The organism is Pseudomonas sp. TMW22080 (assembly GCF_022496745.1).
In the GTDB taxonomy this organism is placed as follows: Bacteria; Pseudomonadota; Gammaproteobacteria; order Pseudomonadales; family Pseudomonadaceae; genus Aquipseudomonas; species Aquipseudomonas bubulae.
This window is the reverse complement of sequence record NZ_SCFF01000006.1, coordinates 292253-307416: the sequence shown is the minus strand read 5'-3', so window position 1 is coordinate 307416 and position 15164 is coordinate 292253. Positions and strand designations below refer to the sequence as shown.

Annotated in this window: 23 protein-coding genes; all 23 read right to left on the bottom strand. The window is 55.7% G+C overall.

Annotated elements, in window-relative coordinates; genetic code table 11:
- Positions 1 to 52: 52 nt before the first annotated feature.
- The 23 genes from EQV96_RS21195 to EQV96_RS21085 all read right to left on the bottom strand — a co-directional run bounded on the left by EQV96_RS21195 (position 53) and on the right by EQV96_RS21085 (position 15092).
- Entirely contained in the window at positions 53 to 853 is an 801-nt protein-coding gene (locus EQV96_RS21195) for a DUF6694 family lipoprotein (protein WP_240882355.1), read from the bottom strand.
- A 292-nt stretch (positions 854 to 1145) separates the two neighbouring features.
- Positions 1146 to 1550, bottom strand: coding sequence for a phage tail assembly chaperone family protein, TAC (locus EQV96_RS21190; protein ID WP_240882354.1), 405 nt, complete (start codon positions 1548 to 1550; stop codon positions 1146 to 1148).
- 9 nt (positions 1551 to 1559) lie between these two features.
- Positions 1560 to 2060 (bottom strand): phage tail tube protein, encoded by a 501-nt coding sequence (locus EQV96_RS21185; RefSeq protein ID WP_240882353.1) that lies wholly within the window; start codon positions 2058 to 2060, stop codon positions 1560 to 1562.
- A 62-nt stretch (positions 2061 to 2122) separates the two neighbouring features.
- Positions 2123 to 2491, bottom strand: coding sequence for a DUF3168 domain-containing protein (locus tag EQV96_RS21180; RefSeq protein ID WP_240882352.1), 369 nt, complete (start codon positions 2489 to 2491; stop codon positions 2123 to 2125).
- A complete protein-coding gene (locus tag EQV96_RS21175) occupies positions 2488 to 2973 on the bottom strand; it encodes an HK97-gp10 family putative phage morphogenesis protein (RefSeq protein WP_240882351.1) in 486 nt (161 codons plus the stop codon). The genes EQV96_RS21180 and EQV96_RS21175 overlap by 4 nt, the downstream gene beginning before the upstream one ends.
- Complete coding sequence (locus EQV96_RS21170; RefSeq protein ID WP_240882350.1) at positions 2966 to 3298, bottom strand: phage head closure protein; 333 nt, start codon at positions 3296 to 3298, stop codon at positions 2966 to 2968. Before EQV96_RS21170 ends, EQV96_RS21175 begins: the two co-directional genes overlap by 8 nt.
- Positions 3295 to 3627: a head-tail connector protein gene (locus EQV96_RS21165; RefSeq protein WP_240882349.1), complete on the bottom strand. Its 333-nt coding sequence runs from the start codon at positions 3625 to 3627 to the stop codon at positions 3295 to 3297. The genes EQV96_RS21170 and EQV96_RS21165 overlap by 4 nt, the downstream gene beginning before the upstream one ends.
- The gene (locus tag EQV96_RS21160; protein WP_240882348.1) at positions 3624 to 3815 is read right to left on the bottom strand and encodes a hypothetical protein; all 192 of its coding nucleotides are present in this window, start codon (positions 3813 to 3815) and stop codon (positions 3624 to 3626) included. Before EQV96_RS21160 ends, EQV96_RS21165 begins: the two co-directional genes overlap by 4 nt.
- Before the next feature lie 35 nt (positions 3816 to 3850).
- Positions 3851 to 5014 carry a phage major capsid protein gene (locus tag EQV96_RS21155; protein WP_240882347.1) on the bottom strand — a complete coding sequence of 388 codons (1164 nt, stop codon included), beginning with the start codon at positions 5012 to 5014 and terminating at the stop codon, positions 3851 to 3853.
- Between the two features lie 3 nt (positions 5015 to 5017).
- Positions 5018 to 5680, bottom strand: a complete 663-nt coding sequence (locus tag EQV96_RS21150; RefSeq protein ID WP_240882346.1) for an HK97 family phage prohead protease — start codon at positions 5678 to 5680, stop codon at positions 5018 to 5020.
- A gap of 18 nt (positions 5681 to 5698) precedes the next feature.
- Complete coding sequence (locus EQV96_RS21145; protein ID WP_240882345.1) at positions 5699 to 6970, bottom strand: phage portal protein; 1272 nt, start codon at positions 6968 to 6970, stop codon at positions 5699 to 5701.
- A complete protein-coding gene (locus tag EQV96_RS21140) occupies positions 6970 to 8673 on the bottom strand; it encodes a terminase TerL endonuclease subunit (protein WP_240882344.1) in 1704 nt (567 codons plus the stop codon). The genes EQV96_RS21145 and EQV96_RS21140 overlap by 1 nt, the downstream gene beginning before the upstream one ends.
- The gene (locus tag EQV96_RS21135) at positions 8673 to 9026 is read right to left on the bottom strand and encodes a hypothetical protein (protein WP_240882343.1); all 354 of its coding nucleotides are present in this window, start codon (positions 9024 to 9026) and stop codon (positions 8673 to 8675) included. Before EQV96_RS21135 ends, EQV96_RS21140 begins: the two co-directional genes overlap by 1 nt.
- A 255-nt stretch (positions 9027 to 9281) precedes the next feature.
- On the bottom strand, positions 9282 to 9665 hold the full coding sequence (locus tag EQV96_RS21130; protein ID WP_240882399.1) for an HNH endonuclease signature motif containing protein: 384 nt from the start codon (positions 9663 to 9665) through the stop codon (positions 9282 to 9284).
- A 14-nt stretch (positions 9666 to 9679) separates the two neighbouring features.
- Positions 9680 to 9868: a hypothetical protein gene (locus tag EQV96_RS21125; RefSeq protein ID WP_240882342.1), complete on the bottom strand. Its 189-nt coding sequence runs from the start codon at positions 9866 to 9868 to the stop codon at positions 9680 to 9682.
- The gene (locus EQV96_RS21120) at positions 9865 to 10155 is read right to left on the bottom strand and encodes a hypothetical protein (protein ID WP_240882341.1); all 291 of its coding nucleotides are present in this window, start codon (positions 10153 to 10155) and stop codon (positions 9865 to 9867) included. The genes EQV96_RS21125 and EQV96_RS21120 overlap by 4 nt, the downstream gene beginning before the upstream one ends.
- 60 nt (positions 10156 to 10215) lie before the next feature.
- Complete coding sequence (locus tag EQV96_RS21115; RefSeq protein ID WP_203009081.1) at positions 10216 to 10545, bottom strand: phage holin, lambda family; 330 nt, start codon at positions 10543 to 10545, stop codon at positions 10216 to 10218.
- 152 nt (positions 10546 to 10697) lie between these two features.
- Positions 10698 to 11261 carry a hypothetical protein gene (locus EQV96_RS21110; RefSeq protein ID WP_240882340.1) on the bottom strand — a complete coding sequence of 188 codons (564 nt, stop codon included), beginning with the start codon at positions 11259 to 11261 and terminating at the stop codon, positions 10698 to 10700.
- The gene (locus EQV96_RS21105; RefSeq protein ID WP_095023624.1) at positions 11261 to 11476 is read right to left on the bottom strand and encodes a hypothetical protein; all 216 of its coding nucleotides are present in this window, start codon (positions 11474 to 11476) and stop codon (positions 11261 to 11263) included. The genes EQV96_RS21110 and EQV96_RS21105 overlap by 1 nt, the downstream gene beginning before the upstream one ends.
- Before the next feature lie 2 nt (positions 11477 to 11478).
- Entirely contained in the window at positions 11479 to 12804 is a 1326-nt protein-coding gene (locus tag EQV96_RS21100; RefSeq protein WP_240882339.1) for a site-specific integrase, read from the bottom strand.
- Positions 12801 to 13019 (bottom strand): DUF3310 domain-containing protein, encoded by a 219-nt coding sequence (locus EQV96_RS21095; RefSeq protein ID WP_240882338.1) that lies wholly within the window; start codon positions 13017 to 13019, stop codon positions 12801 to 12803. The genes EQV96_RS21100 and EQV96_RS21095 overlap by 4 nt, the downstream gene beginning before the upstream one ends.
- Entirely contained in the window at positions 13019 to 14389 is a 1371-nt protein-coding gene (gene dnaB, locus EQV96_RS21090) for a replicative DNA helicase (protein WP_240882337.1), read from the bottom strand. Before dnaB ends, EQV96_RS21095 begins: the two co-directional genes overlap by 1 nt.
- Positions 14382 to 15092, bottom strand: coding sequence for a helix-turn-helix domain-containing protein (locus tag EQV96_RS21085; protein WP_240882336.1), 711 nt, complete (start codon positions 15090 to 15092; stop codon positions 14382 to 14384). The genes dnaB and EQV96_RS21085 overlap by 8 nt, the downstream gene beginning before the upstream one ends.
- Between the last annotated feature and the right edge of the window lie 72 nt (positions 15093 to 15164).

The window sequence follows — 15164 nt, the reverse complement described above, 5'->3', positions numbered from 1 at the left end:
ATTTTCTCCGGGCGTAAAAAAACCCGCCAGTGCGGGTTTTGACTAATAAAACTTACTGGTATTTTTTCGTCAGATGCTCAAGTCGTGCCTTCTCCGAAACACTAAGTCCATCAGAGTCGAACAGAGCATTCTTATCAGCACCATCAAGACGTACAACCTCCACTGTAAAAACAGCATCTTTTGGAGGATTTACTTTTCCCCATTCTCCAAATTGATTTGGCAGCAAGTTCCATGACTGCTGTTCTCCCGGCTCTAATCCGCCTCTTATTTCATAGTTGAAGTCTTCAACTATCCAAGGGATAGAGCGACCAGGAGAAGAAACCGTACCCTTGAAATAAGCTCGTGAAACCGCGCTTTGGGTTCCATTTTTTACCGTGATTGCGATAACTGGTTTTGGACGAAAAGAATACTCTTCCTCTTCCAGATAAAATCGCGATTTAGATACGCTAAAATTCTGCAATTCCTGCTTTGCTTTTTCTGAAGATATTTCCTTTTTCTTTAACTCTTCAATTTCCAAAACAGCTTGCTCGCGCTCCTTTCGCTCGCGCTCTATCCTTATAAGGTCAGCAGTGGCTATCACTTGCTCGGCGGTTTTCCCATTCAGATCAGATAGCATGGCTCCGGTAAGATCAGCAGCTGACTTATCGCCATTCAATACCGACTTAAAATCAACGTTGCTAATAATAACAAGCTCTAAGCCAGATTCAAACTGGGCTTTCTTTTCGCTTGAAAGACTCTCAGAAATTTTCTGAACAGACTTTTTCATCGCTTCTTCCGAGCTACCATCTAATTTTGGGTCGCCGCACCCTGCAAGAAGCAAAGATCCGGCGAACAAAAAAACAAACTTTCGCATGCTGTATTCCCTCACGTTAATTTCCGGAGAGCATACCAAACAAAATAGTTATGAGTAGTGGATCACGCCCACGACTCCATCGCCTGCTCCAGGGTTACCGCCCTCTCAGCATCGTGCGGCATGAAGTCATAAATCTTGTAACCGCCATCCTTGGTGTGAGCGTTCGCATACAGCGTGGCGAGAAGCGCTGCCCCTCTCTCAACCCTCATTCCGACATTCAGAGAGCCTCGAAGGTTGCGGTACTTCACCCACTGCCGGAACTCGATAAGGCTCAGTCTTTCCTTGGCCTCCGCTATTGTGGCTCCAAGAGTGATGGCAAGTTCGTGCCAGAGCTCGTCGGTGTCGGTGAGCTCATCGTCTTTCCCATGCTATTCACCTCGGCGATAACCACCATCAACGCCACGGTAAGATTGCCATCCAAGGCACCGCGCTCTGGATCGGCGTCACCAGTGATGTCGTCTACGGTAAATACTGGCTGGCCAACCTCATCACAAATGCTCGCCGCAATACGCCCGGCATAGCTTTCCAGCTTGCCAGTAGCAGAGAGCACGTCATTGACTGCCGTGCGATAACCCAGAGGGCGAACGAAAACAGTAGCTACCAACTCTTTGCCGCTTTGGAGCCACTTGATTTCTCGCTCAACCGGACGCCCTGTGAAGGCGCCCATTTCTTTCAAGCCGTTGATAGTCAGCTTCATGGTCGTACCTTAAGGAGTGGTGGTCTTGCGAATCCAGGCAGAACCGCCCGAACGCTGGATGGTGGCTGCAGTGGTGACGACAGTGTTGGCGGCGAAGTCGAATGGGAAGTCCGCGACATAGCCGTCGTAAATGAACCAGGTTCGCGTTGCAGGCAGCTCGAAGTCATCGCCGGCCACATTCAAGGTTGGCGGAATATTCGTGCCATCCGACCAGCCCACCGCCCAAGATACGTTCTCGATGCTGTCGTCTTCCGAGAGCTGATACAGACGAACGTGGGACGCGTTGCGCGGATCGGCGTTGAGAGTCAAAGACGCTTGGCCAGGAGTACGCAACCCACGCATATAACGCCGGACCTTGTCGCTTAGACAGGTAACTTCAATCTGATCAGCTGGGTTACCGCCCGGACTGAAAGCGGTCGCGCACTCAATCTCAAGCACTTCGAGAGTTGAAGGATCGGCAACGGAGGGTACGAGTACATACACCTGCGTGCCTTGAGCAAGAATCGACATATCGATCTCCAAATGTCGGGTACAAAAAAACCCGCACATGGCGGGCTTGGTTTTGGTGTGATTCAGCGCTGGACGATCCAGTCCACATCGAAGCTGTAGCGATACAGTCCGGTTTCGACATCCCGGCTTTCCCCGTTGTAACTGGTGATCGTGGCCGATAGCTCAACCGCATATTCGATTGCATGACCTGCTGCGCGAGCTTCATCTGCCGAGGCTGCATAGATGTCGAGCTGCAAGCTGTATGCCTCGGCGTCAGGACGCCCGGCCAAGAAGTTCTCAGGTGACCCGCTGATGACCTGCCACACGCAGTACGTGCCAGCAGGCTTTGGCGGGGCAAGCCCGAACAAATACAACCTCACCGGCCTGACTCCCAGCAGCGCAGTCACTGCTAGGTCGGCAGCAGCAACCTGAAAAATGGGCGGGTATTTCATTGTGCCGCCCTCGCTGCACGCTTGATTGCCCGGTCGATGGCCTTTTCATACTCAGCCACGAATGTGTTTGTGACTTCGCCAATGTTGTCGGCCAGAGCCTTCCGCATGAATGGACTGGCAGCCATCTTTTCCGTACCGAACTCCAGCAAACGCCAGTGTGGTGTTGGGCCATTGGCTGACAGATCGGGGGCTTCTCCCTTTTTGGCCAGAACGGCGCCGTGCAAAACCCCAATACGAAACCCAAGACTCCCGTTTTGCTTGAACAGTTTCCCGTTCCAGCGAAGAGCAATGTTGCTGGAGATCGAGCGGCCAGTGGCAGAGTCATCGAGCCTTTCAGCGCCCTCCTTTGCCTTGTTGGCCACGACCTGCGCAGCCTTGCGCAAAGCCGAACGACCACCTTTACGCTTCACGTCGTACGCGACTGCTTCAAGCTTCCCAAGGAGAGAGTCCAGGCCGGTCAAGCTGAATTCAATATCAGCCACTGTTAACCCCTTCGCTGCAGGGCAGCGTCAGATACTCCAGACCACTGACCTTGTCGGCCAGGACGCCCTCGATGTTGTAGACCTTGTCGCGATGAAGGATGCGCATCGTTGCATCGATACCAGCCCGATACCGGATGACGATTCGTGCCGACACCTTCGATTGGTTCGCGGCAGCAGCAATGAACTCCCGCGTGGACAGGGGCTCAACGCTCGCCCAAGTCTTGGCGAGCTCAACCCAAGACGGGGTCATTTCGCCAGTAACGGGGTCTTGCGTGTAATCGGGGTGCTGAATGGTAATTCGGTGACGTAGATCGCCAGCTTTCATGCGGCCTCCTCAGGATCTGGCGGGCCACGAAAGTTACGCGATGACCAGAGCAGTGAGTCGACAGCCAGTGGTAGCTCAGCAGCAATGGTCCCTACCACTACCGCCTCACGGCTGTTGTAGGAGTGCCCGAGCAGTAGAAGCAATGCCGCCTTGAAGGATGCAGGGAAGTCGGACACGACCTTCAGCTCTGGGTTGTCGCAATACCATAACGCCCAGGCTAGAGCCGACTCGGCATAGAGTTCGATCAAGTCGTCATCACCGTCATCGTCGACACGCAAATGCTTGCGCATCAACTCAAGCGTCAGAAGATCGGTGACAGGGATGGTCATTTTTTTGCCTTGGATGCCTTAGCGGTCGTCAGGGCTTTAGCATCAGACTGCTCATCCTCAACCTCTTCAGCCAACTCCATCCCGATCAATGCTTCGGCATATTCATCTTTTACTTCACGAACCTCGAACTGAATGAAGTTGCCGGCGTGGTAATGCGAAAACTGGCGCAACGCACGAATCTTGATCATGACGCAATCGGGGCAGTTGCCTGCCCCGGCCTCGGTTATGGTGCGGTTGCGAAAGGACCGGTGATGATGGCGGTCGGACGGTAGTGAGCCAGAGCCAGGCGCTCTTCACACAGGATGGTTACCATGTTCTTGACGAAGTTGTCGCGGTCTTCTCGGCTGACCTCAACAGTCGCATCCATTCGGTCCCACACCTGGGAAGCCAGGTCGAAGCCGCCAACGGTGAACGTGCCCAGCGCTTGGGCTTTGGTGGCCACCACCGGCAAGCCCCACATGACTTTGGCCGCGAATGCCGCAGGCCCGCCGAAGATGTAGCGGCCATCAGCGTCTTTCAGCAGGGCAATTGCGTGCCAGTCGCGCGGATTCAGGATGATGCCGGAGGCTTCAAATTCGGACTCGCTGGTCTGGAAAATTGCGTGTGCGATCTTGTCAGCGCGAGTGTCACCGGTGACGTTCAGCGCGGCGTCGTAAGCAGTGCCGACCTCGTTCAAGCCCACCAGGTTGTCACCCGTGCCGTCGCCATTGAGAAGCTGGCCTTCTTCAACCAGAGACAAGCCGAAGAGCAAGCGGTTGTTAACGTACGACTCCAGCATTGGAGCGTCATCCATCACTTGGCGGGACGCTTGGATCCAGTGAGCGATGGTTTTGACGTTCGCCGTCTCTTTGGTGAAAGTCAGGTTCGACTCAGGTTTCAGAGTACCTTCGGCAACTGGAGCAGCGCTGTTGGTGAAAACGTTCTCGCGAACGTACTCCAGGGAGTTGGACGAGATACGCCCTTGGGCAAGCAGATCGCGGATGGTTAGTCGGCGCAGGCCAGGCATCAGAATTCCGGCGTTACGTTGGGGCTCGATCAAGGCGCCGGCGGAGCCCGCGGTGCTGCCGAGTTGTTTATTAAAGCTCTTCACATCAACCTTGCCCGAGGACTTTCCGTCCCAGGACTTTTGAAGATCGATCGCCGTTTGCTCTGCGAAGGACTTCTTCGTTTCAGGGTTGTCCAGATTGCCAGCTGCAAGCTTTTGTTCCAGATCGAACAAGCGAGTACCGGACTTGGTCAGTTCTTCCTGGACGGTCTGGAGATCGGACTGCAGTTTTTTGCTAACCGCACCAGTCTCGGTGATTTCTTTTTTCTGCGCATCGAACAGTTCAGTCATGTTCTTTTGCGATTCTTCAATAGCCTTTTGGATCAGGGCCAATTCGGACATGGTTTATTTTCCTACAGATGGGAAGGACTTGAGGCGATCAAGGATCGCGGTGATTTCGCCACCTTCGGAGTCACTCCGAACTGCGGACTTGATCCGGGCGATAATGCCCAGCGCTTGCGATTTCGTAAGGCCAGCTGAATCCCTCAGCCAGTGCTCTACGTCGCGAATAGTGGTGATCGACTCCATGCTCTTCATGGACTCAATGGTCGCGTGCTCGTTGGCAGGGAAGGTGCAGATGCTGATCTCACGGAGGGCGGCGACATTTTTGAATGCACGCCCGGTGGCGATCATGTCGAAATCGTCTTTCATAACGGTGAAACCGACAGACATGCCCTCGACAGTCTTGTGCTCCATCGCGGCGCGAAGATCGTTCGAAACAGAAAGACCGGGGGTCAGCTCGCCCCGAACGATCAAGCCTTTGCTGTCCTCTTCAAGCGACTGCCACTTCCCCACCGGCAAACCGAAGGTCTGATGGTTGAAGAACATGCCGACCTGCCGGCTCTGCGTGCTCAAGGCTTTCTTGAAGGCCCCTGGTAGAATGATGTCGCCATCCGAATCGACCACATCAAAAACGCTGGCATATCCCTCAAAAACCCCAATCTTTCCACCGGAGTCGAATTTGATTTCAGCCTCGGCGAAGGCCAAGGTCTTTTGAATGTTTGACATTGGGTAGCTCCAGAAAAACTAAACCCCGCTAGGTGCGGGGTTCGGTTGGCCAAGTTGGGTAAGCGGCACGTTCTGAGACTGCCGGGTTGCGACATCACCGCCGGGGAGTGGTGGCCGGTTATCAATACGGCGCCCTTCATTGATAGTCAGAAGACCCGTATCAACCTGCGTCTTCATATAGTTAGCTCGCGCTGTCGAGTCACCGCTCAGCAGCCCAGCCCTGTTGTGCTCGGCATGAATGCGGCCAACATCTGATGGCTTGACGAGCCAGCGCAAAATGCTGGTTTCCCAGATTTCAAGGTATGGGTCGAGGGTGTACTGCAAGAACCCGAGGTTCTGCTGCTCGATGCCGGAGCCCCAACTGGTGGACTTCTCAACGTCGCCAACCAAGTGTGGCGGCACTCCGAAAAATCTAGCCAGCTCACTGACCTGAAACTTTCGGGCCGCCATGGTCTCGGCGTCCTGCGGGCTAACGCCAATGGCCTGGGTGGTGAAACCACCTTCCAAGATCCACAGACGCTTGCGCACCGCGCCACCAGAGATCTCCTTAAAGTTTTCCTCTAGCTGGGCACGCTGCTCTTTATTCAGAACCTTTCCATCTCCGGTCATCAATATTTGGGGGGACTTGGCGCCGTTGGCATAGAAATCACGTTGCTGATCCTCCATTGCGACTGCTACACCGGCCGTCTTGGCGCCGAAGGCAATTGGCGACAGCCCCACAAGCCCATTAAAACCAAAGCCCTTAAGGTGAAAAATTTCCGTCTGCTTGAAGTCGGCATACTCGCTATCGCGACGGTACCGGTAGACAACCCGCTTCCCTTCAAGCCGAACATCCATATTCACCGACAGTAATGGAACAAGGCTGACGATGTCGCCAACACTGTTTCGCTCGATCAGCGCATAAGCGTTACCGTAGTAGCAAAGCTGCATAGTCATGGCGACACGGAAATCAAAGGCCGTCATGAACTGGTTCGGACTGTAGCGAAGCAGACGAGCCAATGGATTATCTAGTCCAACCTTGGACCGGTCATCGCCCTTCGTTTCGAATACGTCCAGAGGCAAGCAAGCTGTCACGCTCGATATCAGCCGAACACAAGCAAAAACTGTGGATATCTGGAGCGACCGCTCATCATTGATGGTTGAGTCTCCCACCGCACCAGAGGCTGAAACAGGCCCCGTTTGCGAACCTTTTTCCGGTGTTACAAGGCGGCCTCCGACAAAGAAGCTCGCCATGCGCGCCCAGAACGGGCTCCGGGTGCGCAGGTCAATGCTGTAGTCGGTATCTGCCATTACATACTCATCGGTCTAGAGAGGAAGTCGTCGACAGAACCTTGAGCCTCCGCATTCGCGATGGCCCGGCTGAGCGACATGATCAGCGCCACAATCCCGTCGATCTTGTTCTCGGGGCGCTCTTTGTTCGGGTAGATGTTGTCTTTCACGTCCAGCTTGGCTAAGACGTTGCTCGCCATCCAAGTCAGGATTGGGCAATCACCGTGAGCCAGCAGGCGGCGCAAGGTCAGCGCCTCCAGCTCTTTCATGGGCTCGCTGATGTTCTGCACGGTCTGACGGATCTCCACCATCGGCAAACCCTCTGCCACCATTTCCTGTGCAAGCTGGGTAGCCTGCCATGGGTCATAGGCAACGGCCTCGATGTCAAAGCGTCCGGCGAATTCACGCAGGTCATCCTTGATCACTTCGAAGTCGATCACCTCTCCGTCAGTCAGGGTTAGCAAACCGAGCGCATCGAACTCTCGGTACCGGCTGGTGTTGCCATCCAGCTCCTCGATCACTCGCGCTTCGGGCAAGTAGTAGCGCCCATGTACATGCCAGAACGGATCACCATCGACAGGCGGAAACAACAGGATGTTACCCGCGATATCGATCTTGCTGGCCAAGTCGAGGCCGATAATGCAGCGGCGACCTTCGAGCTCCTGCAAGCTCTTGCGGGGTGGAGCCTCCTTCCAGCGCAGCATGTTCAGCCACGCGTTCTTGGCGCCGACCCATTCGTTGAGGTGCTTCGTACGAAACGTTGCCTGCTTGCTGGCTGACTGCATGGCATCGCGCTGACGTGCCAGCAAGAAGTCACCGTTGATGGATATGCCGTGGTTCGGATTAGCCTTGATCAGCGCCTCTTCCGAAGTCCAGTCATCTCCTGGATCAATCGTATAAAGCATCGCCCAGAGGTCAGGCCGATCAATCACACCCTCAAGCATCCGCTCGGCATCACGGACTAACTGGTGACATGGCCCGCCGATGCTTGAGCCCGCCGTGGTGATGACCAAAATCACCGGCTGCTCCCGCGCCCCCATACCGGTTTCCATGGTGTCGAACAGGGTTGAATCTTGGTGCTCGTGATACTCATCGACGATGGCGCAGGATGGACTTGAGCCATCACCAGGCTTGCCAATCACCGGCTCGAAACGACTGCCATCTTCAAGGCGGCACATGTTCGAGGCATTCACCTCGACGCCGTAGTGATCGCGTAGCTCTGGGGTGCGCTCGATCATCAGCTTGGCCGGACGGAACACTTCCCACGCTTGCTTCTCGGTGGTCGCTCCGCTGTAGACCTCGGCACCAAACTCACCGTCAGCAACAAACATGTAGGCACCCACACCACCGCCGATGATCGACTTACCGTTCTTACGCGGCACGAAGATCACGATGGTTCGAAAGCGTCGGGTGTTGTCCTTCTTGCGCAACCAGCCGAACGGAATGCACACCGAAAACAGTTGCCAGCCTTCCAGCTTGATCAGCTCTCGCTTGCTGGCCCACTTACCCTTGGTGTGCGGCAGCAGTTGAAGGAACTTGGCGATCTTCTCCGCCTTCGCGGGATCAAACTTGTACGGGTAATCAGCAGCTTTGGAGGCTTTCAGATCATCAAGGTGACGCTTGCAAGCAAGCTTGATCCATTTGCAGCACGGGATCTTCCCTGCCGCAACGCGTCGAGCGTATGTCTCAGCAGCTTTTACCAGTGGATATTTGGGCGCGGCCATTACAGATCAGCAAAAGGATTTCCCTTCGGCGCCTCTTTCTTACCCCCGACCTTCGCCCGATCAGCCGGCGTCATGCCGAACTTACCGAGCAGCGCCTCAAGGCGAACCAGTTTGGCGGCAGTGAATTCAATAGGGTCATTGCGAAACTGAGCCAAAAGGTTGGCAGCAATCTCGAGACTGATGCGGTCTGAGTTGGTCAGTACGTCAAGCGGCGCACTGTCGACAATCTCATTCCAGGCATGAAGCACTGCGCCATTGATGTGATCCGGCGCAGCGGCGAGCGGCCCTGATGCTTCGGCATCTTGGCGCTTGCGTTCTGGGTGTTTTTTGAACGACCCACGAGCGTCGAGCACGTTGGTCGGCGTCCTCGGTCGGGCCATTTTTCTGAAACCTGTATTTTGGAGAAACGTAAAAAGACTTTTGGGCGCGGTCTAGAAGAAATTGTCTCCAGACTTTCGACCCTCCCCCTCCCAAATGAATGAGAATTTCTATCATTTGAGATTTTTCAAGAGGAATTTGTTATTTTTAAATGGTATTTATTCGCATTTGAATGAATTTCAACGAAAATATCAAAATATGCTGATATTTATTCTCATTTAGATCCATTTTTAAGCGATTCCAGCGTCTTTTTTGATGGTATTGCCCCATCCGCCATCCTCTGTGGCCGTCTTGCGGCTATGGCACGGGTGACACAGAGCCTGCCAGTTAGAACGCGTCCAGAAAGCGTCCTTGTCACCCTTGTGCGGGATGATGTGGTCGAGGTCAGTAGCTGCAGTGATCCGGCCTTGGCGCTCACACTCCGCACATAGTGGATGCTTGGCGAGGAACCCTTTGCGAGCTTGCTGCCACTTATAGCTGTAACCGCGCTGAGTGCTGCTCTCGCGCCTCTCGTCGTGTTGTCGAGTGACTACCTTGATCAGGTGATCATGCTTAGGGCAGTACCTCACACCACGTACCAAGGCACCACACGCAGGAGCAGCACAAGGCTTCATGGGCTTGAGTGCCATCAGGTCACCCTGCTTCCATCCATGTACGTGCGAGGCGCAGCGTCTGGGTCTTCTGGCTCATCCTCACCCAATGCTTCAAACAGCTGGGTCTGTTGGTCCGCCATCCGTTCGAGGATTGCTGTCTGCTTGATCTGTTCGGCCAGCACCTGGCTTAGCAGGTCAGCCAAGGAGCTCTGCTGCTCGCTCATTCCTCTACCCTTGCGTAAGTACGCGACTGCGCCTTCATGTCAGTGATATCTACCACCACAATCTCAGCCTCGGCATTCACTGGCTGGATGATCTCAGGCAGCACGGTGATGATTGCCTTCCACGCACCACCTGCTTCGGCCTTCAGTTCAACCGAATGCACTCGGGCCAGCTCACTACCATCACTCAGCATCACCTTCGTGCCCTGAGCCATCTGGATGCTGCCCGGGATCTGGCTCGGCGACGGCAGGATCGTCACCACGCTTAAAGAGTTCTTTTGCTCGTTCATATGCAATGGCCTTCCACTTGTTGAGCTGTTCGCGCCGGGCGGCGCATCCGTTGCAGGCCATCACTCGGACCGCTTTGGCAGCTTGAAGTCAGCGAAGCGATCAGCCAGGTCAGCGATCTTCTTCACACCCAAGAAGCCAATCCAAATGCCTGCCGGTGTAGCCAGGCTTGATGGCAAGCCGAAGTACTCCAGCACCGCAATCAAGCTCGTGGTGAGTAACATGCAGATAGTTGCTTCGAGCATCGCCTGACGCCGAGTTCCGCCACCGTAGATGATCCGTAGCGCAGCCATCACAAAGGACAGCGTGGCTGCATAGATCGTCGGGGAGTGCTGACTCAGCCACGCGAGCGCGATCACCCAGGTGTCCGGCTTATCAGGCATATGAGGCATCCGATGTCCTCCCGAGCTGGGAGCTAGAAACGAAAAAGCCCCGCACGATGGCGGGGCTCTGAATGTTTGGTCTATGTCGCAGCGGGCTATTGAGGATCACCACACGCAAGATCGACATGATGGGGCTAATTTACGGCCAGTCGGCCAGCCAGTCAAGCAGCATCAAGAAAGATTTCTTCTCGGTCGAAGATCTCTGTGGCGTGTATCACTGCCGCCTCCTCAAGGGACTCAAGCCGCTGATGAATACCTGAGCGCCATCGATTCCGTGTGCGCTCAGGTGATGCCTCTGGATCCCAGGTGTTCATGTCGTAGAACTCAGCAGGCAGCACGATCATATCCGTGGATCGCTTCCTGTCCTGCACCCCTCGCAGCTTGGGAATTGCCCATACAGTCACAGCCTTGTAAATGAACAGTTGTGGTGCTGGAGATGCAATGCGTGGGACAAGGCGCCCGATGGCCCCAACCTTGTTGGCCTTGTGCGTCGAGTACTTCGCCACCAGCACGTTCCACTGGGCCGGGGCCAGCTCACGGTGCAGCAGCGCATACAGACAGCAGTCATAGTCGAACTTGTCTCGCACCGAGATGCCGGCGCCCTGCCCACCCGAGCGCAACTCGGCATCGATCAGTTTCTGCCAGCTCTGCTTGGTGGAGTTATCGATGTTGTCTGCCGCAAGCACACGCACCAGGGTGCCCATTACGTCTTTGTACATACCCATCACTTGATCTCCAACGCTACTGACTGGGTGGACTTCAAAGCCCGCACACCACATCTGGCCAACACCATGTTCTGGCAGGCATGAATAGCGCTGCAGAACTCTTTCTGTTCCATCGGGTGTTCGATGGGCAGCTTCAAGTATTCATTCCAAGCATCCCCCAGCATCTGAGCAACCTTGGCTTCTTGATCAGTCAACTCAGCAGCTGCGGTGGCCATTTTTAATCCTCGCCCATGGTTGTTTTCTGAATAGCGCTGCAAGCCTTGCCGTTAGCGGCTTCCAGCCTATTACCGGATTCTCCGAATCTAACGCCTGTCTGCCCGTGGATCAGGTCGAAACCCTTCTGGTCTAGATGGCCGTGCCACTTCTCCAGCGCATCACGCTTGCGGCTCATCACGTCCGACTGGATGTACACCTTCACGTTGTGGCCCATCGCGTGGTTGATCAGCAGCTCACCGATCAGATGGTCGATGCCGAGGTCTGCCCAACCGGTACGGGCCACTTTGCGCAGGTCATGGCTGGTCCAGTCGCCCTTGCCCAACCGGGTGAACACGGCACTGGCCTGCCCTTCGCTCAGCGCTTTGCCATTGCGCGCCGGGAACAGGTACTGGCCGTCATAGCCTCGGGTGGTTTGGGTTTCGCGGTACTGGATCAACAGGCCACGTACCTGGTCAGTCAGTGGCAGGTGATGCTCCACGCCGGTCTTGGTGTGCTCGGCTGGAATGAACCACTCGCGTTCGGCCAGGCTGATATGCGGCCAGCGCGCTTGCCGGGTCTCCCCTATTCGCGTGCCGTGGCACAGCATCATCAGGGCCAGCATGGCGTCAGCAGGATCGTTCACCATGGCCTGCCCAAGTTCGCTCAGCAGGTCTTGCAACTGCACACCGCGCAGGCGCGACGGCTTGATCCCGACCTTGGCCTTGGAGAAGTCACTGAACTTAATGCCAGCCATTGGATTGGACGTGATCAGGCCCAACTTCAACGCCTGACGAAATGCAAGGGCCAGCAGCTGGAACGCCAGACGCACGTAATCGATTGAAAGGACTTCCTGAAGGGGCCACATGAACAGGGTATCGAGCGCTGCCTTGTTGACCTCAACCAGCGGCAAGTCACCCAGGCGCGGCAGCAGGTGGCACTTCATGGCCGAGGCGCCGGTGTTCTTGCGCTTGGCCGACAGGCTGCGGTCGCGAGCCATGCGATCGGCGTACCAGCTAAGCAGCTCGCCTGTGCTGGTCCATTGTGAAATGGTTGAGCCCTTATCAGCCGACACTCGCAGTCGCACGGCAGGCAGCGCGGCCAGTACCTGCTTGGCGCTCAATGCAGGAAACGCACCTATGCGATGCCAGCGGCGCTTGTTGACCAAGTACCAGGAGCCACGGGTGCGGTTCTTGTAGAAGCGAAAGTGCAGCGCCGGGTGACCAGCATCCCGCAGGTCGCGCACATGCTCAAGCTTGGCATTGCGGCCAATCTCCGCGTCGGACAGCTTCACGGTCAGGGTTTTGATGTGGGTGTTCGGCGCGCGCTTTTCGGTGGTTGATTGGCTCATTCGATCACCACTTTGCGTTCAAGCTCGATCAAGATTTCCAGAAAGTGCTTCGCCTTCTCCAGATCGGCAATGCCACCCTTGTCACGCCACCGCGTCACGTACTTGATGACACTACCCTCAGCAAACGGGATGCCATTGGCGTGAATGAACTCGATGGGTTGAATTTTCAGAGACTTGTAGTGCTCGCCGGACACCTGCCTTTCGAGTGCGCTCATCAGAATTTTTCCTTTTGTCGATAATGGCTGGCCAAGCTGGTGACCTTCTCGGCTTTCGGTGGCGCGACCCAGCCCGCCGCCAGTTGTTCGAATCGGCTGTACTGGCCCAGAAAGGCCGTACGAACGGTGCCGGTCTCAATGTCCCGACCCTTGCCGATGATGATTTCTGCGATACCTTTGGCTTCGCTGTGTTCGTGGTAAACCTCGTCGCGGTACACGAATAGGATGATGTCGGCGTCTTGCTCGATTGCACCTGACTCCCGAAGATCCGAGCACAATGGGCGCTTGTTCGGGCGCTCTTCGCATTTGCGCGAAAGCTGGCTGAGCAGGATCACCGGGATACCCAGCTCACGAGCCATCAGCTTGGCGCTGCGGGTCATGTGACTGACTTCTTGCTCCCGGCTGAAGGTGCGCGAATCAGAGTCCATCAGTTGCAGGTAATCGATCACGATCAAATCCAGACCGTGGCGTCGCTTATGGCGCCGGGCAGCCGAACGAATCCGATTGATCGTCATCGAGGCCCGATCAGAAATGGATAATTTGGAGTGTTTGAGCTTGCCAGCAGCGCTCATCAATTCGGAGCCGTGAGACTGAGGGGCCGTACCGTTCTTGATCAATTGCAGTGGGATACGCCCTTCGGACGCCATAAAGCGATCCATCAGGCCGGTTTTGTTCATTTCCAGACTGAACACCATCGCGCTCTTGCTCTCGCGGATAGCGACATGGGAGGCGATGTTCATGGCCAGGGTGGTTTTACCCATCGCCGGGCGCCCAGCGATGATGATCAACTGCTCAGACTTGAGCCCTTGAAGCTTGGCGTCCAGATCAGGAATGCCGGTAGACAGGCCGTCGATGCCCTCCCCACGATCTGCCCGGGCCTGCAAGACCTCGATGTAGTCATCCAGAATGTCTTCGGCCATCACCACTTCGGATGTGGCGGACTGGCTGTCGATGGTCTGGGCCTCAGCCTGCACCGCCGCGACCTTGTCCACGGTTGGCTGGTCGCTGTGGGCAATCTCGTTGATGCGATCGCTAAGCGCGATCATGGCCCGGTCTAGGCTGCGCTCACGCACGGTGATGGCGTATGACGCAGCATTGGCGGCGCTGGGCGTGTTTCGGGTGATTTCAGCAGCATACCAGGTGGCGTTCTTGGTGCTGGGAAGCTCACCGAGGTAAACGCCCACCGTTACGGCATCAGCCGGCTTGCCTTCGGCGTGCAAGGCCAGAATGCCGCGATACAGGGCTGCGTTGTCTTGGTAGTAAAAATCATCGACAGCCAAGTCTGCACTCAGGATGTCGATCAGCTCAGGGCGCAGGAACATCGCACCCAGCACGCCGTGTTCGGCCTCAACGCTGTAGGGATCACGCATTGTAATTACCCTCCACAACCTTCACGAAGTTGCTCGGGGCGATCAGCCAGTCAAACGTGGCGCGGAATGGCTTTGCGCCGTTACGAGCCTCCCCTTTCCCCATCAGGAATTCACTTTCGCAAACCAATGCGAAGAAATCAGCCCAGAAGTCCAGATCCTGATGAACATCGCTTTCGCTCCAACGGGCACCGATCTTGGTTTTCCGATCCTTGGTGAGCATTGCTACCTGTGGCAACCCAGGAAGGGTCTTGTTGAACAGGTCGACGATGGCTTGAGGGTCGCACTTCGGCTTCGAGACTTTCGGCGGATTCTCACCTTCGCCAAGAGGTGACGGTTCACTTGATGGTTCTATTACGGTTCTGGGTGCGGCTGCTGCGGGGGTTTGTGTCGTGAGCTGCGGGGGTGGTGGTGCATCTGCTGCGGGGCGCAGCTTCTGCGGGGGTGCATATGACGCGGGGGTCAAGGTGTACATAGTCGAGCGGCCCATACGCTCACGAACAGACAAGATGCCAGCAAGAGTTAGCCATTTGATCGCAGCTTGAACTGTTCTTTCGGCCAGGCAAGTTCGCTCTGAAATACGAGCGACCGAAGGCCAGCAAAATCCCTCGTCGTTGGCATTGTCAGCAAGCGAGATCAGAACAGCCTTTTGAGGGCCGCTCATGTCCTGCAATGGCCAGCAAGCGCTCATGATGATCGTGCTCATGCAGAAGTCTCCTGCCCAGGTGCAAGGGATGCTTTCAGATGTTCAAGGCACTCTCGACTGAGCTGGGTTTTC